Origin of the sequence: Mycobacteroides immunogenum, assembly GCF_001605725.1 — a bacterium.
GTDB classification, from domain to species: Bacteria; Actinomycetota; Actinomycetes; order Mycobacteriales; family Mycobacteriaceae; genus Mycobacterium; species Mycobacterium immunogenum.
The window spans coordinates 5,180,811-5,199,395 of record NZ_CP011530.1 but is presented as its reverse complement, the minus strand read 5'-3'; the positions used below and the strand labels follow the sequence as shown (position 1 = coordinate 5,199,395).

At 62.9% G+C, this 18,585-nt stretch carries 16 protein-coding genes and 1 pseudogene; 13 read left to right on the top strand and 4 right to left on the bottom strand.

Features of this window, described 5'->3' with window-relative positions; all coding sequences use genetic code 11:
* From fadD5 to ABG82_RS25645, 7 genes are all read left to right on the top strand, one after another.
* The gene (gene fadD5, locus ABG82_RS25675; protein ID WP_043076199.1) at positions 1-1,593 is read left to right on the top strand and encodes a fatty-acid--CoA ligase FadD5; all 1,593 of its coding nucleotides are present in this window, start codon (positions 1-3) and stop codon (positions 1,591-1,593) included.
* A 239-nt stretch (positions 1,594-1,832) separates the two neighbouring features.
* Entirely contained in the window at positions 1,833-3,365 is a 1,533-nt protein-coding gene (locus tag ABG82_RS25670; RefSeq protein ID WP_043076383.1) for an MlaD family protein, read from the top strand.
* Positions 3,362-4,417, top strand: a complete 1,056-nt coding sequence (locus ABG82_RS25665) for an MCE family protein (RefSeq protein WP_043076200.1) — start codon at positions 3,362-3,364, stop codon at positions 4,415-4,417. Before ABG82_RS25670 ends, ABG82_RS25665 begins: the two co-directional genes overlap by 4 nt.
* Positions 4,410-5,468 carry an MlaD family protein gene (locus ABG82_RS25660; RefSeq protein ID WP_043076201.1) on the top strand — a complete coding sequence of 353 codons (1,059 nt, stop codon included), beginning with the start codon at positions 4,410-4,412 and terminating at the stop codon, positions 5,466-5,468. Before ABG82_RS25665 ends, ABG82_RS25660 begins: the two co-directional genes overlap by 8 nt.
* Complete coding sequence (locus ABG82_RS25655; RefSeq protein ID WP_043076202.1) at positions 5,465-6,598, top strand: MCE family protein; 1,134 nt, start codon at positions 5,465-5,467, stop codon at positions 6,596-6,598. Before ABG82_RS25660 ends, ABG82_RS25655 begins: the two co-directional genes overlap by 4 nt.
* Entirely contained in the window at positions 6,598-7,803 is a 1,206-nt protein-coding gene (locus ABG82_RS25650; RefSeq protein ID WP_043076203.1) for an MlaD family protein, read from the top strand. Before ABG82_RS25655 ends, ABG82_RS25650 begins: the two co-directional genes overlap by 1 nt.
* A complete protein-coding gene (locus tag ABG82_RS25645; protein ID WP_043076204.1) occupies positions 7,800-9,053 on the top strand; it encodes an MlaD family protein in 1,254 nt (417 codons plus the stop codon). The genes ABG82_RS25650 and ABG82_RS25645 overlap by 4 nt, the downstream gene beginning before the upstream one ends.
* Positions 9,054-9,075: 22 nt before the next feature.
* Here the strand turns inward: ABG82_RS25645 and ABG82_RS25640 are convergent, their stop codons facing one another.
* The 3 genes and pseudogenes from ABG82_RS25640 to ABG82_RS25630 form a co-directional block, all read right to left on the bottom strand.
* Complete coding sequence (locus ABG82_RS25640; RefSeq protein WP_043076205.1) at positions 9,076-9,822, bottom strand: pirin family protein; 747 nt, start codon at positions 9,820-9,822, stop codon at positions 9,076-9,078.
* Positions 9,823-9,923: 101 nt separating this feature from the next.
* Complete coding sequence (locus ABG82_RS25635; RefSeq protein ID WP_043076206.1) at positions 9,924-11,048, bottom strand: NDMA-dependent alcohol dehydrogenase; 1,125 nt, start codon at positions 11,046-11,048, stop codon at positions 9,924-9,926.
* Between the two features lie 178 nt (positions 11,049-11,226).
* Positions 11,227-12,786 (bottom strand): annotated as a pseudogene (locus ABG82_RS25630) (long-chain-fatty-acid--CoA ligase); the annotation flags it as partial.
* A 101-nt stretch (positions 12,787-12,887) separates the two neighbouring features.
* Between ABG82_RS25630 and ABG82_RS25625 the strand changes: the two are divergent.
* The 6 genes from ABG82_RS25625 (at position 12,888) to ABG82_RS25600 (ending at position 17,602) form a co-directional block, all read left to right on the top strand.
* Positions 12,888-13,571: a DUF3137 domain-containing protein gene (locus ABG82_RS25625; RefSeq protein ID WP_043076208.1), complete on the top strand. Its 684-nt coding sequence runs from the start codon at positions 12,888-12,890 to the stop codon at positions 13,569-13,571.
* Positions 13,572-13,580: 9 nt separating this feature from the next.
* Positions 13,581-14,189, top strand: coding sequence for a LemA family protein (locus ABG82_RS25620; RefSeq protein ID WP_043076209.1), 609 nt, complete (start codon positions 13,581-13,583; stop codon positions 14,187-14,189).
* Positions 14,190-14,885, top strand: a complete 696-nt coding sequence (locus tag ABG82_RS25615) for a hypothetical protein (protein ID WP_043076210.1) — start codon at positions 14,190-14,192, stop codon at positions 14,883-14,885. It begins immediately after the preceding gene.
* On the top strand, positions 14,882-15,571 hold the full coding sequence (locus tag ABG82_RS25610; RefSeq protein ID WP_043076384.1) for a hypothetical protein: 690 nt from the start codon (positions 14,882-14,884) through the stop codon (positions 15,569-15,571). Before ABG82_RS25615 ends, ABG82_RS25610 begins: the two co-directional genes overlap by 4 nt.
* A gap of 70 nt (positions 15,572-15,641) precedes the next feature.
* Entirely contained in the window at positions 15,642-16,043 is a 402-nt protein-coding gene (locus tag ABG82_RS25605; protein WP_043076211.1) for a VOC family protein, read from the top strand.
* A gap of 74 nt (positions 16,044-16,117) precedes the next feature.
* The gene (locus ABG82_RS25600) at positions 16,118-17,602 is read left to right on the top strand and encodes a M1 family metallopeptidase (protein ID WP_043076212.1); all 1,485 of its coding nucleotides are present in this window, start codon (positions 16,118-16,120) and stop codon (positions 17,600-17,602) included.
* Here the strand turns inward: ABG82_RS25600 and ABG82_RS25595 are convergent.
* Positions 17,599-18,576, bottom strand: a complete 978-nt coding sequence (locus ABG82_RS25595) for a sigma-70 family RNA polymerase sigma factor (protein WP_043076385.1) — start codon at positions 18,574-18,576, stop codon at positions 17,599-17,601. The two genes, ABG82_RS25600 and ABG82_RS25595, sit on opposite strands and share 4 nt — an antisense overlap.
* Positions 18,577-18,585 lie beyond the last annotated feature (9 nt).

Here is an 18,585-nt window from a genome sequence, read left to right as displayed (position 1 = left end):
GTGACCGACACGATCGATGCGAGCATCCAGTCCGCCGGCCTTGAGCAGCCGTACCGGGCGCGGCGGCAGAACTGGTGTAACCAGCTGTCCCGCCACGCGCTCATGCAACCCAACGCCACCGCCATCCGATATCTGGGGCGCAGCATCTCGTGGGGGGAGCTGAATCAGCGAGTGCAATCCCTCGCCGATGCGTTGTCCCGGCGCGGTGTCGGGTTCGGGGACCGGGTTCTCATTCTCATGCTCAACCGTCCCGAGTACGTCGAATCTTGGCTCGCCATCAATGAACTCGGCGCCATCGCGATCCCGGTGAACTTCCGTATGACACCGCCCGAAGTCGCGTTCCTGGTGGAGAACAGCGGGGCCAAGGTCGCCATTACCGAGACAGTGCTGGCGCCGGTGGCCGCCGCCGTGCGCCAGCAGGTACCCGCGTTGGAGACGGTCATCGTGGCCGGCTCGGAATCCGGGGACGGCGCGCTCGGCTACGAAGAAGTGATCGCTGAAGAGGGGGAAGCACACGCCGAGGTGGATCTGCCGGGCGATACCCCCGCCCTGATCATGTACACCTCGGGCACGACCGGACGCCCGAAGGGCGCGGTGCTGACGCATCTCAATCTGTCTGGTCAGGCGATGACCTATCTGTTGAGCACCACCGTCGACCTGAGCTCGGATGTCGGGTTCATCGGGGTTCCCATGTTCCACATCGCCGGTGTGGGCAACATGATTACGGGGTTGCTGCTGGGGTTGCCCACCGTGATCCACCCGCTGGGCGCATTTGATCCCGGAGCCCTGTTGGATGTCCTGGAGGCCGAAGGTGTCACCGGAATCTTCTTGGTTCCGGCGCAGTGGCAGGCGGTCTGCGGAGCCCAGCGAGCAAATCCGCGCGAGATCAAGCTCAAGACCCTTTCCTGGGGTGCGGCGCCGGCCAGCGACGTGTTGCTGCGGACCATGTCCGAGACGTTCCCCGAGGCCAGGATTCTTGCCGCTTTCGGGCAGACCGAGATGTCACCGGTGACGTGCATGCTCATGGGAGAGGACGCAATCCGGAAGATGGGCTCGGTCGGCCGGGTGATTCCAACGGTCTCGGCACGTGTCGTCGACGACAACATGAACGATGTGCCCGTGGGCGAAGTCGGCGAGATCGTGTACCGCGCGCCGACCCTGATGCGGGGGTATTGGAACAACCCGGAGGCTACGGCCGAGGCGTTCGCGGGCGGCTGGTTCCATTCGGGCGATCTAGTGCGCCAGGACGCAGACGGTTTCGTGTGGGTGGTGGATCGAAAGAAGGACATGATCATTTCCGGCGGGGAGAACATCTACTGCGCGGAGGTGGAGAACGTGCTCGCCGAGCATGAGTTGATCACCGAGGTGGCGGTGATCGGCAGGCCGCACGAGAAGTGGGGGGAGGTGCCGGTTGCGGTCGCGGCAATCCATGGCGACGCACTGACGATCGGTGAACTCGACGACTTCCTCACCGAAAGGCTGGCGCGGTACAAGCATCCCAAGGACCTCGTGGTCGTGGATGCGCTGCCGCGTAATCCGTCGGGCAAGGTCCTCAAGACCGAGCTCCGGCAGCGGTACGGCTCGTCGGCGTGACCAGCACTGCAGCCGCAGTAGCAAATATGAATCTGGATTCAGAAAAGTTTGGTAAAGCGTAATACATAGAACTGTACGTCCTGTACATTCCTGTAATCGGCGTCACATCGGAGGGGATGCATGACCGATCCCGCGGCTAACGCGGGTCGTGTTTGCTGAGGAAAGGGACCAGGTGGTGCATCGGATCGCGGTGTGGCGCTGCACCGACACGCGGATGAGTGGTGTCGGAGGAGGTCGGCGTGCCGAACTCGTTTGAGACCGACGGCCGGGGGCCATCGGACCGGCAGTTACTCCTGTGTGGTCTGGCGCTGGCCGTGGTGGCTGCTCTGGTCGGCACTGCGCTGATCGTCAAATCGACGGGGCGATTCAACGACTACGTACGCGTGGTCGCCGAACTGACCAACGTCGGTGACGGACTGCCCGCCAAGTCCGACGTCAAATACCAGGGTGTGTTGGTCGGCTCGGTGAACGACCTCACGCCTTCACAGCGCGGCAAACCCAATGTCGTGCATATCGATCTGAAACAAAATCTGGCACATACGATTCCACGTTCAGTCACGGCCAGGGTGGTGCCCAGTAACGTTTTCGCGGTCTCGTCGGTGGAACTGGTCGATCACGGACCGGGCGCCGCGATCACCGATGGGACGGTGATTCCCGAAGAGACCGAACTTCCCACGGTGCTGTTCCAGACGACCATCAGCAAGTTACGCGACATCCTGCTGGCCAACGGTCGTGGTCGCGATGACGATTCGGTGGGCATCTTCGCGGTGATCGCCGCGGCCACCGAGGGGCGGCGTGCCACGCTACTCAACGCCGCCGGGCAATTGACTCGGATCATTGATCAGCTCAACGACATCGTGGCCACCGATACTGGCCCGTCGACTCTCTCCGCGCTTCTCGACGCGACCAAGGGCCTGCAGACCACGGCGCCCGAACTCGTCGACGCGTTGCATCAGGCCATCAAGCCCATGCAGACTTTGGCCGAAAAACGCGAGCAATTGCAGAGCCTGCTCAACGCCGGCCTGCACACGACGGGCACGATCCGGCAATCGCTGGACAATCAGACCGACCGGATGATCGACATCACGACCAAGCTGACCCCGGTCGTTGGTGTGCTCGCCAAGAACTCAGTGCATTTCCTGCCCATGGCGACGCGCCTGAAGGTGTTCTCCGACAAGTTTTTCAGCGACGTGTGGGATTCGGAAAGGGACGTCGTCAATATCCGGGGAATCCTGTCGTTCACCCCGTCGACGATGTACACCCGCGCTGACTGTCCACGATACGGGGAGCTGAAGGGACCGAGCTGCTTTACCGCCCCCGAGCTCGTGGTCCGTCCCGATCTTCCGGAAACCCTGCTCCCACAGAATTTCAAGCCCCCGCCCGATCTGGCGCCACCGCCGGGCACCGAGGTAGGGCCGGACGGAAACCTGATTGTCACCGGTCCTCCACTGCATAATCCCTATCCGAACCTGCAGGACCCGAATCCGCCGTTGCCATGGTGGCAGCCCAACCCCTCGCCGCGGGTGCCCGGCAGCGCGGACCCCGGAGACCTGGAACCCCCGCCGGGCAGCCCCGGCATGCCGCTGCCCAGTACCGCACCTGCCTCGTTCGGTGGTGCGGTGGGGCCGGTGGGCAGCAAGACCGAACGTGACCAGTTGGGCATGATCACCGGTGGCGAGGCGAACTCGTCCACTCAGTTACTGCTGGGACCCGTCGCTCGCGGTACCAAACCCGTAGTCGCACAGCAGGCTTCCGCAGGAGGCGCGCGATGAAGTTTCGTGGTCCACTGGTTGGGTTGTCGGTGTTCATGGTGATCGCGTTGGCGATGACCTGGCTGGTGTACGCGACGTTGCGGCGAGATGTCGCGGGCTCGACGAACAACTATGCCGCGATGTTCACCGATGTCACCGGGTTGCGCGACGGGGACGATGTGCGCATCGCGGGCGTGCGGGTGGGTCGCGTGGAGTCGGTGGCGATCGACGGCGACCTGGCCAGGGTGGACTTCCGGGTGGAGACAGATCAACCGTTGTACGGCAACACGATTGCGACTATCACATATCAAAACATCGTGGGCCAGCGCTATCTCGGGCTGTCCTTGGGCAAGACGGGTAGCACGGAGCGCCTCAAACCGGGCAGCGTGATTCCGCTGGAGCAGACCGAGCCCTCATTCGATATCGGCATGCTGCTACACGGATTCGAGCCGCTCTTCAGCGTGCTGGATCCCAGCCAGGTCGATAACCTCACCGACGGCGTGGTCAAATCTCTCCAGGGAGATACCGGCTCCATAGTCGGATTGGTCGATCAGACGTCACAGCTCACCGAGACCTTCGCCGGACGCGACAAGGTGCTCGACGAGGTGATCACCAACCTCAACGGTCTGACCAAAACCCTTGCCGGGCAGAACAAGAATCTCGACAGCGTGCTGACGCATACCCGTGAGATGGTGGCGGTTCTGGATAGCCGGCGTGCGGCTCTGGTCGATTCGGTCGGCTCGACCGGGTTTGCGGTGCGCCGACTGTCCAACATATCGGACACGGTGTACCCGCAGCTGAACGAGATATTGCACCGGGAACCAGGTTTCGTGAGCCACCTCAACACCGTGGAACCGCAGCTCGCGTTCGCGGGTGACAATCTGCCGCTGCTCCTCAAGGGTGTTGCGCGGACCACCCAAGAGGGCGCCTTCATCAACGGCTACGTCTGCGATCTCAATATCACCGGATTCTTCCCCGGTCTCAATGACGTCGTGCCGATCATCGTCAATGCCGCGACCCCCGGCAACAAGGCCCAATACACCCCGAAATGCAGGAACCTGGCAGATGGCTGAAAACACTGCGTGGCAATCGTTATGGCGGAGAATTTCAAAGCGCCCCGTCGAGACGTATAACAAGACGTGGTTGGGTGCGATAGCGCTGGCGGTCATCGGGTCGCTGGTGGGGGCGATGCTGCTGTTCAAGGCGGTCGGTATCGGATACCAGCACTACACCGGCGAGTTCCTGCAGGCGGCGTCATTGCAGCCGGGGGCCAATGTGTCGTACGCGGGGGTGCCGGTGGGCAACGTCACCAGCGTTGAGCTGGTCGGTGACCGCATCGAGGTCGGCATGCGAGTGCGCGACGACATCACCTTGCGCAAGGATGCGAGGGCGTCGATCAAGATCACCACGATTCTGGGCAACCAGTATGTGGAGTTGCGCAACGGCGGCGACGGGGTTTTGCCCAACCGGCGAATAGACCTGGCGCACACCGAGGTTCCCTATGATCTGCAAGCGACACTGCAGGATGCCACGTCGACGTTCGAGCAGGTGGATGCGGACAAGATCGCGGAGTCGACGGCAATTCTGGGCAAGCAGCTGGAAGGGCTGCCCGCGGTGCTACCGCAGGCGATGGAGAACATTCAGACGCTGTCTTCGGTCATATCGCACCGCCGCGACCAGCTGGGAACATTGTTGGCCAGCACCGAATTGGTGTCGGGCACGCTGTATCGCCAGCAAGGGGACATTGGGAAGCTGATCGTCCAGGGGCGCGATCTACTTGGCGAATTCGTGTCTCGGCAGGCGAGTTTCCACTCGATGATGCGCGCGGTGACCGAGCTGGTGAATGTGCTGAACAAGATTGTGGTCAAGGACCGGGGTGCCGTCGACAAACTCATCGCCGACGTCAAGACGTTCAGCAATTTGATCGGCGGTCACGATGACCTGTTCCGCAGCCTGCTGCAGGTCACGGCGGTCGCGGCTCGCAACTTCACCAACCTGACGGGGTATGGCAACGCACTCGAGCTGAGCGCGCCTGGTGGTCTCGCCGTGGACTCGTGGATGTGCGCGATCAGCGGAAGAGCCAAGCAGTTCAACATGATCCCGTACTTCAAGGACTGCCAATGAGCACACCGCTGAGCACCGGGACGCGACGAGTCATCTGGATCGTGGGAGCACTGGCATTGGTGGCCGCGGTGGTGGTCGCGGCCGTCGGATGGACCTATCTGCGTGAGCGAAACAGCAGGATCACCATCACCGCACAGTTCGAGTCGGTTTCGGGTCTGTACCCGGACAACAAGGTGTCGGTGTTGGGGATGCCCATCGGCAAGGTCACCAAGATCACCTCACGCGGCACCTACATGGAGGTGGAGTTCACGGTGGACTCCAAGGTCAAGGTGCCGGCCGACGCCAAGGCAGTCACCGTGTCCTCGTCGATCCTGACCGACCGGCACATCGAATTGACACCGGTCTATCGCGGCGGACCGACGTTGAAGAACGGCGACATCATCGGCCTGGATCGCACCAAGACGCCGGTGGAATTCGATCGGGTACTGGCCATGATCGACAGGCTCTCCAAGGCCATGAAGGGCGACGGTAAGGGCGGCGGCCCGCTGGCAGATGTCGTGAACAACAGCGCGAATGCGCTGTCCGGGAACGGCGAGTTAATGAGGTCGTCCCTGGACGAGTTGTCCAAGGCGTTGCGTTTGAGCGCGGATGGCGGTGCGATGACACGTGACCAGTTGACCAAGATCATCACCCGCCTCAGCTCCCTTTTCGAGGCCACGGCACGTAATGACCAGAACATTCGTGAGTTCTCGTCCACGGTGCGGCAGCTGTCGCAGGTGCTCGACCAGGAGCAGCTGGGATCGGGTACCACCGGAAAGCAGCTGAATAATATTCTGCTGCAGGCGGGTTCACTGCTGGAGCAGAATCGCGAAGCCATCAAGCAATCGGTGGGCAACTCCAGCCAAATCGCTCAGGCGGTATACGACAACCGGCGTGAGTTGTCCGAAGGTTTCGATCTACTGCCGCTGATGGCGGACAACGTCTACAACATCATCGACCCGGTCAACAATGTGGTGCGTGCCCACGTGCCCGCCGACAGACTGCTCTTCGACACCCAGGCGGCCAAGGAGATCTGCAACTTGATGGGTCTGCGTCAATTGGGATGCAGTACAGGAACATTGCAGGACTACGGACCTGATTTCGGATTGACCTACGTGTTGGATGGTCTCGCGGCGATGGGGCAGAAGTGATGGGCATACATAGACTCGCGGCACCCGTGGTGGCCATGGGCGTGCTGCTGACCAGTGGTTGCGGCACCAACGGCCTTGCGAGTCTGCCGCTGCCGGCACCGGGCATGACGGGCGGCTCCTATGGCTTGACCGCGGTGTTCACCAATATCTTGAACTTGCCGTCACGCGCCAAGGTGAAGCTGGGTGGCGCCGACGTCGGCGAGGTCGACTCGATGAGCACCTCCAATTACACCGCCGTGGTCACCATGCGGATCCGCTCGGACGTGGAGATTCCCAAGGGCACCACCGTGGAACTGCGCACCGCGACGCCACTGGGCGACGTCTTCGTCGCCTTGAAGCCACCACGGCCGGTGGACCCGAGTGCGCCGTTGCTGCGGGACGGAGACACCTTCGGTCTCGAATCGACCACCGCGGCGGCCACCGTGGAGGCGGTGCTGAGTTCGGCGGCGATCATCGTCAACGGCGGTGCCGTGCGTAACCTCACCGGCACCGTCAACGGGCTCGGCCGCGCGACGGGAACCAACGGTCAAGCGTTCGGCGATCTGATCGGCAAGTCCAACCGGCTGCTGGGCACGCTGAACGCGCGCTCCGGTCAACTGGATTCGGCGTTGCGGGACACCGCGCAGCTCGCAGCCGAGATGAACACCCGGCATGAGACGCTCTCGGAGTTGTTGGTCGACGCGGCACCCGCCACGGACACGCTGTCCGCCAACGCGTCTCACATCGCCGATCTGGCAGACCAGGTTGGCCTGGTGACCAAGCAGCTCGCCAAATTCCCCTCGATCGCGGGTACCGATACCAGTGGCCGCAGTGTCATCGCCGACTTCAACACGCTGTCGGCTTCGTTCAATGACATCGCGGTCAGCCCCGACACCAGCCTGGCCGCGCTGAATCGGCTGATGCCGCCGATCATCAAGATCATGGCGGGTTCGGCATTCGCGGCCAGGGTATCGATCGACAAGATCGCGCTCGGGTCGATTCCGGATATCGGTTATCAGGGTGATCCGGGATTCCACGGCCCGAAGCGCTACGACTGGGCCAAACTCGTCGGCTCGTTCAAGTACACGCTGTGGCGCCTGCAGGAGCGTGTCGTCGGCAAGGGGCCCGACGCTCCGGCGATTCCGATGCGCCCCAGCCCGACAGAGCCGGGTGTCATCGAACCGGTGCCGGGCGCCGTCCCCGCGCCGCAGGAGCCGCCGCGATGATCACCACGCTGGCGAACACGGTGGTGAACGCCGTGAAAATGGGACACCGCAACCGCTTCTGGTTGTCCGGGTTGGCGCTGTTGGCCACCTTGTTGGTGGCGTGCGCCTACCTGGCCGTGGGTGCCTTGCGGGCCAGGGCATTCGGGTCGAGCTATGAGGTTTCGATCGAGCTTCCCGAATCAGGTGGATTGATCCCCGATCAGGATGTGGCCTTGCGTGGCTTGCGCATTGGCCGCGTGGAGTCGGTGACGCCGTCGCCGCGGGGACCCGTGGCGCTGATCAATATCGAATCCGGGGTCAAGATTCCGGTCGGAACTCCGGTACGCGTATCGGGGCTCTCCCCGGCAGGCGAGCAATACGTGGACTTCGCCCCCGTGACCACTGCCGGCCCGTATCTGACCAACGGCAGCGTGATCACCCGCGGCGAGGCCACGGTGCCGGTCTCGTTGTCTCGATTGCTTGCCGATGCCGATGGTGTGCTGGCGCAGGCGGACACAAAGAAACTGGAGATCATCAAGAAGGAGCTTCATCTGTCGCGTGAGGCGCCGCGCAAGATGACCGACATCATTGACGGCGGCGTGTTCCTGCTGTCGACCCTGGATTCGGTGCTGCCGGAGACGGTGAGCGTGCTGAAGAAGAGCCGCGTGACCTTGTCGTCGTTCGCGGAGATGAACAAGGGCCTTGTCACCACGACGCAGGCGCTCAATCGGTCGCTGAACGGTGTGGCACGCATGGACGGCGGCTTCCGGACGCTGATCGACCGCGTGCCGGGACCGTTGGCCACGACCGATGCCGTCATTGCCGATAACTCCGACAACATGGCGCAGCTGCTGGGCAACCTCACCACGGTGGCGCAATTGTCCTATGTGCGGGTACCCGCGCTCAATGCGCTGTTCCCGACCTATCGCGGGTCGGTGATCGAGGCTGTCGGCAACACCTTCTACGACCACGGCGTGTGGGCCATCGCCGACATCTATCCGCGGTACACCTGTGACTACGGCTATCCGCGCACCGCGGTGTCGGCCGCCGACTATCCGGAGCCGTACTTGTACGCCGGCTACTGCCGTGATGACGACCCCGCGGTGCTGATTCGTGGTTCCAAGAACGCTCCCCGGCCGGCGGACGACGACACGGCTAGCCCGCCGATGGGTGCGGACTTGGGAAGGGTCGCGGACCCGACTCCCAAGGGGCGCTTCACTATTCCGACTCCGTACGGAGGTCCCACGCTGCCGATCGAGCCGCCGCGATAGGTGTTGCGCGGGTAACTCCAGGCTATCCGCCCAGGGGAGTATGCATTTCCCACACCAAGATCTCGGCGTCGGTCAACGCGCTGACGCGGACCGCACCAACATCGGTGAGCCGTACGGCGTCCCCCTCGGTGAGTTCGCCAACCGCCTCGACCGTGACAGCCCCGCGGGCGACGAAGAGATGGACGAACAGGGCGGCGGGGAGCTCGACGCTGTCGCCGGCGACGATGCGTGCCGCGTGCAGTGCGGCATTCTTTTGGGCGATGGTGATCGCCGTCTGATCCCGGTGCTGTGGCATGCCGGAGGCCACGGTCACCAGTTGACCGTTGAACAGCTCGTTGTCGATCTCGAGTTGTTGATATCCGGGATCGATCCCGGATTCGTCGGGGGTCACCCACATCTGGACAAAGCGCACCGGATCGGAATGCCGCTCACCGGAAAGTCGCCACGAGTCGTTCTTTTCCGAATGCAGGATGCCGGTACCTGCCGACATCCGTTGTGCCAGACCGGGGTAGATAACTCCGGCATTGCCCTCGGAGTCCTGATGCACCAGGGAGCCTTGCATCACCCAGGTGACAATCTCCATATCGCGATGGGGATGGGTCTCAAAGCCCGCGCCCGGCAGCACGATGTCGTCGTTGTTGACCAGCAGCAGCCCGTGGTGGGTGTTGTGCGGGTCGTAATGCTCGCCGAAGGAGAATGAGTGCTTGGAATCCAGCCAGGAGATCTTGGTCCTGGCCCGGTCATCCGCGCGCCGCACGTCGATACCCATGGCACCAGTATGCCGGGGCTTCTAGTCCACCGACACGCCGCAAAGTGCGCCAACGTGCGAGTAGGTCACACAAAACGCGGCGTGTCGGCGAACGGGAGGGCTTACCAGTCGGCTTCGGTGTACTTGATGACGCCGCGGATGTTCTTGCCGTCGAGCATGTCCTGGTAACCCTCGTTGATCTGCTCCAGGCTGTAGGTGGTGGTGATCATCTCGTCGATCTTGAGCAGGCCCTGCTTGTACAGGCCGACCAGACGCGGGGTCTCGGTGTGCGTGGTGCCACCACCAAAGATGTTGCCCTTCAGCGTCTTCTGCAACATGGTGAACAGGAATAGGTTGAACTTCACGTCCACGTCGACCATGGCGCCCATGCCGGTGACCACGCAGGTGCCGGTCTTGGCAGTGAGGATCATGGCCTCTTCGATGTACTCGCCCTTCATCTCGCCGACCGTGATGATGGTCTTCTGCGCCATGATGCCCCAGGTCAGGTCCATAACGGGCATGATGGCCTCGGCCATCGACGCGTAGACATGGGTGGCGCCGAACTTGAGGGCCTGCTCACGCTTCCACGGCACCGGATCGATCGCGATGACGTAGCGGGCACCGGAGACGACGGCGCCCTGCAGCGCACTCATGCCGATGCCGCCGACGCCGATGATGATGACGTCCTCGCCGGGCTTGACCTCGGCGATGTTGGTGGCCGAGCCGAACCCGGTGGGCACGGCGCAGCCGAGCAGTGCGGCCGACTCAAAGGGCACACTGTCGTCGATCTTGACCACGGAATCCTCGTGGACCACGGCGTAGGGGGAGAAGGTGCCGAGCAGGTTCATCGCGGACACTGGGGTGTTGCCCGCATGGATGCGGTTGGTCCCGTCGGCAATGGCTTTGCCGCCCAGCAGGATTGCGCCACGGTCGCACAGCGACCGGTAGCCGCGCATACACGGCGGGCACTTACCGCAGGCGGGGATGAACGCGAAGATGACGTGGTCGCCCTCTTGTACGGAGGTGACACCCTTGCCCACCTTGGTGACGATGCCCGCGCCCTCGTGACCGGGCAGCACCGGCAGCTCCATCGGGGTGGCGCCGGTCAGCACGTGGTAGTCGGAATGGCACATACCCGCGGCGTGCAGCTGGACCTGGACTTCGCCCTCGGCCGGGTCCCCGAACGTGATTTCTTCGACGACGATCGGCTTGTTGAGCTCGCGAATCAGCGCGCCTTTTGTCTTCATTGACTCCGCTAGTCCTTCCAGATACACGTGAACCAGATCACTCTCGTGGACGAGGATAGCGGCTCTTGCGGAAAAGTGAAACGCGTTCTAAAAGTGCGTGGTCAGGACGTCAACAATGGCCTTGACTACGATCTATGCGCAGCTATGAGGTCTTGTTATCCGTGTCGAGTGCGTCGGGTTAGGACACCCCGGCGTCGCGGGTTTCCCAGTACTTCTGACGCAGTACGCGCTTGAGGATCTTGCCCGCACCGGACAGTGGGAGCTCGTCGACGAACTCGAAACTGCGTGGCACCTTGTAGTTGGCGATGTGTTCGCGACAGTGCTCCTGCAGGTCGCCATCGCAACATTCGGACTGCGCCTGCTTGACGACGACGGCGTGTACGCGTTCGCCCCATTGGTCGTCGGGAATGCCGATCACCGCGCAGGCGGCGACCGCCGGGTGTTTGGCCAGCGCGTTCTCCACCTCTGCCGAGTAGACGTTCTCGCCACCGGTCACCACCATGTCCTTGATGCGATCGACGATGTACACGTACCCGCGATCATCCATTCGCCCGGCATCGCCGGTATGCATCCATCCACCGCGGATGGCCGCCGCCGACTCGTCGGGCAGCTCCCAGTAGCCCAGCATGACGTTGTCGCCCTTGACGATTACCTCTCCGATCTCGCCTCGCGGCACATCGTTGTCATCCGGGTCGACGATGCGCACCTCGCAATGTGGGGCCGCGCGGCCTGCCGAGCGCAGCAGGGCGGGGTTGTCGTGATCGTCGGGAAGCAGCAGCGTTGCCACCGGCGACACCTCGGTCATGCCATAGGCCTGCGTGAATCGGGCGTTGGGGAACACGCGCTGGGCGCGTTGTAAGACAGACTCGGAGATCACCGACGCTCCGTAGGTGATGCCGCGGATTCCGCTGAGGTCCAGCTGCGCGGCTCCGGGATGGTCGACCAGCATCTGAATCATGGTGGGCACCAACAACATGTCTTGCACATCGTGCTCGACGACCGCGTCCAGCACTCCATGCGGTGTGAACGAGGGGACGATCACATGGGTAGAACCGGACAGGTTGCCCGCCAGCACCGCGCTGAAGTCGGCCATGTGAAACATCGGTGCCGAGTGCAACAGGCGGCCACCCCGGGTCAGGAAGTTTCCGGTGGACAGCGACCCCATCGCGGATGTCAGCACATTGTTATGAGACAACATGACGCCCTTGGGATTTCCGGTGGTACCACCGGTGTAGAAGACGCCGAGCAAACTGTCACCGCCCGTGTGGGTGTCCGGGGTGGGGTCGTGCGCGGCGAGCAGATCCTCGTATCCGATCATGTCCTCGGGTACGGACCCGTCGCCGCAGTAGATGATGGTGTCCAGGCAGGCGCAGGCCGCTCGCAACGGTGCGGCGGCGGCTTTGAACGCGTCATCTAGCAGCAGCACTCTGGTGCCGGACTCGCGTAGCGAGTAGCCGATTTCGGCAAGGCTCCACCGGATGTTGACGGCGTTCAAAGCGGCACCCAACCACGGCACCGCACTGAGGTATTCGACGTAGCGGTCGGAGTTCAGCGACAGCATGCCCACCCGGTCGCCGGGCTGGACACCATTGGCCCGAAGTCCCGCGGCCAATCGGGCTACGCGGTCGGCGAATTGCTCCACGGTGCGTTCCCGGCCCTGGTAGATCGTGATAGGGCGGTCCGGGTACTGCTGTAGCGCGCGGTGCAGCCACTGGGTGAATTCCATAGGTCGATCCTGCCGTTCCGGGCGAGCTGGGGTGGAGGTTTCGTCGAGCTAACGGACAACATCCAGTGTCCCGGTACGATGTGTGCAGGGGCAACAGGTGGCGAGGGGGAATCGTGTCTGACGGTCTGCCGATGTGGGTGGGTCTTCTCTTGTTCGCGGCGGTCTTTGGCGGGCTGTGGTTTCTGTTGGCCAGGGCGCGTAAGAAGCGGATCGCCAAGCTGGCAGCCTGGGCTGGGTCGTGCGGCTGGACGTATGTCCCCGAGGATCGGAGCCTGTTGGGGTTATCCGAGGGTGAGCCGTTCGGGCAGGGGCACAGCCGCACCGCCCAGGACGTCTTCAACGGCACCATCGGCGGGCATGATTTCGTGTCCTTCCAGTACTCGTACAAGGTGACCACCGGTTCCGGCGAACAGCAGAGCACACAGACCTACGAGTTCATGGTGACGTGCATCGTCACACCGCCGTCGTCGTACCGGCTGGAGATCAAGCCCGAGGGCGTCTTCGCGGGACTGGCTCGTGCTGTTGGCTTTACGGATCTGGAGTTGGAGTCCGACGAGTTCAACAAGAAGTTCAAGGTCAAGGCCGCGCCGGAGCGGTTCGCCTACGACGTATTGAACCCGCGCACCATGGAACGGATGCTGAACGACCAAAGATATTCACAGCCTGTGAGATTCGAGAACGGGCGATTGTTGACGTGGCGCCGGGGCAAGCTCGATGAACAAAGAATCTCTGGTGAGGTGCAGTACTTGATAGACACCCTTGAACCGGTCCCCGCGTACGCGTGGGAACAACATTAGGAGAAGGAAATGGCCCCTGCGCTGATTGTGATTGTCATCGCGATATTCATTGCCCTGATCATCGGTTTGTGGTTGCTGACGACGTACAACGGCTTTGTCAGGATTCGCAATCTGGTGCAGGAAGCATGGAAGCAGATCGACGTGGAGCTGCAGCGTCGACACGATCTCATCCCCAACCTCATCGAAACAGCCAGCGCGGCAGCACAGTTTGAACGCGATACGTTGCAACAGGTAACCGCGGCCCGGAATTTCGCGCGAGATGCTTCGGCAACACATCAAGGGGTGGCGGCGCAGTCGCAGGCTGAGCAACAGCTGTCCGGCGCGTTGGGACGGTTCTTCGCCGTCGCCGAGAGTTACCCGCAGCTGCAATCCATCCAGAACTTCGTGGCATTGCAGCACGAGCTGGCCAACACCGAAGACCGCATTGCCGCGGGCCGGCGGTTCTACAACGGGAATGTGCGCGCGCTCAACACCAAGGTGCAGACGGTGCCGTCCAATCTCGTCGCGCGATGGTTCGGATTCACCGAGGCCGAGTACTTCGAACTCGACGATCCGCAGGCGCGGAACGCGCCCACCATCCGTGGGGCATTTGATCGCCTGAACCCACCGCCGCAGTAGATGGTGGTACTGCTGGCCGTGCTGGGTGTGGGCGCGGTCGTGGCGGTTCTCGGTGCGTTTGTGATGCTGGCGATATGGCTGGTCAGAACCGCACAACGCAACCGCCACCGGCGATCGGCCTGGCTCTGGTCATTCGCCTCCAGCCGTGGGTGGAGTTTCGCCGAAAGTGAACCCGGTCTGGTCCGGCTTTCGGCGCGTGCGCCTTTCGGTGTGGGGCACGCACGCGCCGCGACCGACGTGATTCGTGGGGCAATCGACGGTGTGCCATTCGTGTCCTTCACCTACACCTATCGGACGGGTGACTCATCGGAGAACTCCGAGGTCACCCACACAGCCATGGTGACCTGCGTTCGAACGCCGCCGTCACCGAACATGCTGCTGGTCACGCCCGAAGGTGCACTGTCGGGTCTGATGGACGCAATCGGCCTCGGCGATCTCAAACTGGAGTCCGAGGACTTCAACCGGCGCTTTAACATCCGCACCAACAACGACCGGTTCGCCTACGACGTACTGAATCCCACGACGATGCACCGCATGCTTACCGACCGGCGATTCCAGCTGCCGATGCGATTCGACAACTCGAACCTGTTCACCTGGCGCTGGGAGGCGCTGAAACCTGAGTGGGTTGAGCCGCACGCCCGGTACTTGATCGATGTTCTGCGCGCCGTTCCGGACTATGCGTGGGACCGGCGATGAGTTTCTGGGCCGAGCTCGGCTCCTACGCTGGTGCCGCTTTCGCGGTGATATGGCCGCTCCTGGGATTTGGCTTGCTCATCCACAGGCTCTTCCGAAAGAAAGACCTGGGGAGTTCGCCGCTGGCCCAGCACGCGGCCGGCCAGGGCTGGCATTTCGTCGCCGAGGACGACAGCGTGCTGCGCCAGGTGGGCTATGCGGACACATCTTTTGCGGTCCCGTTTCCTGGGGCCTGCAATGTGGTGCGTGGTCAGTACGACGGTAGGCAATTCCTGGCATTCGAGGCGTACTCCAAGGCCGAACGCGTCGCCGCAGAGCAAGAGTATGAGGTCAAAAGGACGGCGGTGGTGGCCATCGCGATGCCGGCATCACTCCCGAAGTTGCAGGTGTACCCCGAGAATCTGCTGACCAAAGCCCTCGGCGATATCACCTTTGAATCGGACGATTTCAATCGTCGTTTTCGGGTGGTGGCCCAGGACACGCGCTTCGCCTACGACGTGATCAATCCCCAGAACATGGCACGAATGCTGAAAGATCCGCGATACGCGAAGCGTCCGTTCCGGTTTGACGGAGCGTGGCTTTGGACGTGGCAGTTAGGTGACCTGGGGCCGGACCTGATCGACGATCAGCTGCGGTTCCTGTCGGACACGCTGGCGGCAGTGCCCCCATTTGTGTGGGACCGGCGATGAGTTTCTGGGCGCCCCGTTGTCGATACCGGTGAACGGTGGAAGTACCGCCGCCCCACACCGAGGAGACCCGATGTCCCGCATGCTGTTCGTCAACATCCCCATCGCAAACGCCGCGGCAAGCCGCAAATTCTTCGATCACCTGGGTTTCTCCTTCAACGATCAGTTCTGCGACGAGAACACCCTCTGTATGGCGATCAACGAGCAGAGCTGGGTGATGATGCTGGAGGAGGATCGTTTCCGCGGATTCATCGCCGACGACATTGCCGATACATCAAAGAATCGCGAAGTGCTGCTGTGTGTTTCGGTGGACAGCCGGGAAGGCGTAGACGAGCTGGCAGACGCGGCGCTGGCCGCGGGCGCGGTGGATTGGATGCCCGCGCAGGAGCTGGGCTTCATGTACGGGCGCTCGTTCCGCGACCTGGACGGCCACGTGTGGGAGGTCAGCTGGATGGACCCGGCACACCTGCAGTAGCTACGCACGATCGGTGACGCCTTACGTAGAGTCTTCATCTGGAGTCAGACCGGCTCGCTCTACGTAAGGTTCACATGACACACAGGATTCTTGGGATCCCCGCCGCTGTCGCGGTGCTCCTGCTCGGCGGCAGTGCCGTCGCGGCGCCCGCCTACGCGACGGACGTCTTCACCCCTGGCTCGCCCAACGGTATCGACAGTTACTTCCCGCAGGACGGCAACGGCGGCTACCGCGTCACCCAATACGACCTGACGCTGCGTCTGGACCCCGAGACCACCGATGTCGGCGGCACCATGGTGATCAAGGCGGCCGCCACTCAGAACCTGTCGAGCTTCAACCTGGACTTCTCGGAGCTGGGAACCGTGACGGCCGCGGTGGACGGCAAGCCTGCGGCCACCGAGTTCAGCGGCGAGCACGAAATGACCGTCACCCCGGAAAAGGGGATCCGTACCGGAAGTGTCTTCACCACCACCATTACTTATGCGTTCAACGAGCAGCAGGAGGCGCAGAAGCGCGGACTCGGTGCGCTGCACGGCTGGGTGCGTAGCACCAGTGGTGGATACGCCAAGGGCGGGGAACCCGACGGTGCCGAAAACTGGTACCCGTCGAACAACACCCCGGTGAACAAGGCTCCGTTCACGCTCACCGCGTCTGTCCCGTCTTCGTGGATTGCGGTGGGCGGCGGCCGGGAAGGCAAGGCCGTCGAGTCCGGCGGATGGACCACCAAGACCTGGACCGAGCCGAATCCCGTCGCCATGTACCTGGTTCCCTTCGCGGTGGATCATTTCGCGGTGTTCCGGTCCACCCTGCCCAGCGGCACGCCGGTGGTGAGCGCATTTGCGCCCGATGCCGGTTCGGGCAATGCCGAGGCGCGGTTGCCGGAGATACTGAGTTTTCTGGAATCCAAGCTCGGCAAGTACCCGCATGTGGCAGCCGGCGGCATTTTCGCTGACCCGATTCGTGAGGACATCGCGTTCAGCGCCTTGGAGACTCAGACCCGCCCGTACTACACGTTCAGCCGGGATGTCGAGGACGACAAGCGCCTCGCGGTGGTGGTGCACGAGAACACCCACGAGTGGTACGGCGATGTGGTGTCGGTGCAGCAGTGGCGTGACATCTGCTTGAACGAGTGCTTCGCCTCCTACCTGCCATGGATGTGGTCGGAGGAGAAGGAAGGCAAGTCGATCGACAAGCACTACCACGACACCGTCCAGAAGATCTGGGACGACGACAAGGTCTGGGGAAACCTGCTCTACGACATGTGCCCAGGCGGCGCGGAATGCAGCGCGGACGAGGTGTTCAACCCGCTGGGCGTGTACGGCAAGGGACCGTTGGCGCTGCACGCGCTGCGACGCACCATCGGCGACAAGGCATTCCTGGAGATCCTGCGTTCATGGCCCACCGTGCACAAATGGGGCAACGCCACCTGGCCGCAGTTCGAGGCGTATGTGCAGAAGGTGGCGGGCAAGGACCTCTCCGGGTTCTTCACCGCCTGGTTCCACAGCACCACGCGCCCGGAGGACCAGTACCTTTTCCCGGGGAGTCTGGCGCAGCGCTAGTCGGTGAGTGTCTCCGGTAGTTCCGAAGGGAGACCGAACTTCTCGAATAGTGAGAGGTCGAAGAAGCACACCACATGCGCCACCCCGTCGGGGGTGACGTCCAGGACATGCATCTGGAACGGCCGGTGCACGCCGTCGCCTTCGCGCATGTAGAGCCCGATGGCGGGCTGCCCGTTGGCCGAGGTCTCCAGGAGACGCATATCGCCGGCCCGCTCGGCGGGGCACTGTTCCTTGATGAGCGCGGCGATGCTCGGACCGCCCCGGTACCAGCCGGTGAACGGGGGCATCTCCCAAATGGCCTCGGTAGTGAACATTTTCGCGATGGCATCGACGTCATAGCGCTCGAACGCGCTGATGTACTGGCGCAGCTGCTCGCGCAGCATGGGGTCTTCGGGCTCCAACAGGTTCTCTTCTTTTGGCGACACCTGCTGCAGCTGCGCGCGGGCCCGCTGCAGCAGGCTGTTCACCGCGGCGGTGGTGGAACCGATCGCCTCGGCGACCTCCTGCGCCTTCCACTGCAACACCTCACGCAGCACCAGCACCGCGCGCTGCTTGGCAGGAAGATGCTGCAACGCCGCGACGAAGGCCAAGCGCACAGATTCCCGAGAACCCACAATGCTGGCGGGATCGGTGGTGTCGTCGGGCAGCGGCTCCAGCCACGGGATCTCGGTGCGTTCATCCAACTCAGCCAGAGGATCGGCGCTGGGCGCTCCCAATCCCGTCGGCAAGGGGCGGCGCTGCTTGCCCTCCAACGCGGTCAGACAGGTGTTGGTGGCGATCCGGTACAGCCACGTTCGCAGCGACGACTTGCCCTCAAACCGGTCATAGGCCTTCCACCCGCGCAGGTAGGTCTCCTGTACCAGGTCTTCGGCGTCGTGGATGGACCCCGTCATCCGATAGCAGTGGGCCAGAATCTCACGTCGATATTGTTCGGTGAGCGAAAGAAATTCATCGTCGATGGCTTGTGCCGTCACGGCCGCGAG

What these genes read in the sequence shown, in the direction of transcription:
- ABG82_RS25605 (WP_043076211.1), top strand. Translation starts at nt 15,642, where the DNA reads ATGTCCCGCATGCTGTTCGTCAACATCCCCATCGCAAACGCCGCGGCA.
- ABG82_RS25620 (WP_043076209.1), top strand. Translation starts at nt 13,581, where the DNA reads ATGGCCCCTGCGCTGATTGTGATTGTCATCGCGATATTCATTGCCCTG.
- ABG82_RS25600 (WP_043076212.1), top strand. Translation starts at nt 16,118, where the DNA reads ATGACACACAGGATTCTTGGGATCCCCGCCGCTGTCGCGGTGCTCCTG.
- ABG82_RS25635 (WP_043076206.1), bottom strand. Translation starts at nt 11,048, where the DNA reads ATGAAGACAAAAGGCGCGCTGATTCGCGAGCTCAACAAGCCGATCGTC.
- ABG82_RS25640 (WP_043076205.1), bottom strand. Translation starts at nt 9,822, where the DNA reads ATGGGTATCGACGTGCGGCGCGCGGATGACCGGGCCAGGACCAAGATC.
- ABG82_RS25650 (WP_043076203.1), top strand. Translation starts at nt 6,598, where the DNA reads ATGGGCATACATAGACTCGCGGCACCCGTGGTGGCCATGGGCGTGCTG.
- ABG82_RS25610 (WP_043076384.1), top strand. Translation starts at nt 14,882, where the DNA reads ATGAGTTTCTGGGCCGAGCTCGGCTCCTACGCTGGTGCCGCTTTCGCG.
- ABG82_RS25645 (WP_043076204.1), top strand. Translation starts at nt 7,800, where the DNA reads ATGATCACCACGCTGGCGAACACGGTGGTGAACGCCGTGAAAATGGGA.
- ABG82_RS25615 (WP_043076210.1), top strand. Translation starts at nt 14,190, where the DNA reads ATGGTGGTACTGCTGGCCGTGCTGGGTGTGGGCGCGGTCGTGGCGGTT.
- ABG82_RS25665 (WP_043076200.1), top strand. Translation starts at nt 3,362, where the DNA reads ATGAAGTTTCGTGGTCCACTGGTTGGGTTGTCGGTGTTCATGGTGATC.
- ABG82_RS25655 (WP_043076202.1), top strand. Translation starts at nt 5,465, where the DNA reads ATGAGCACACCGCTGAGCACCGGGACGCGACGAGTCATCTGGATCGTG.
- ABG82_RS25660 (WP_043076201.1), top strand. Translation starts at nt 4,410, where the DNA reads ATGGCTGAAAACACTGCGTGGCAATCGTTATGGCGGAGAATTTCAAAG.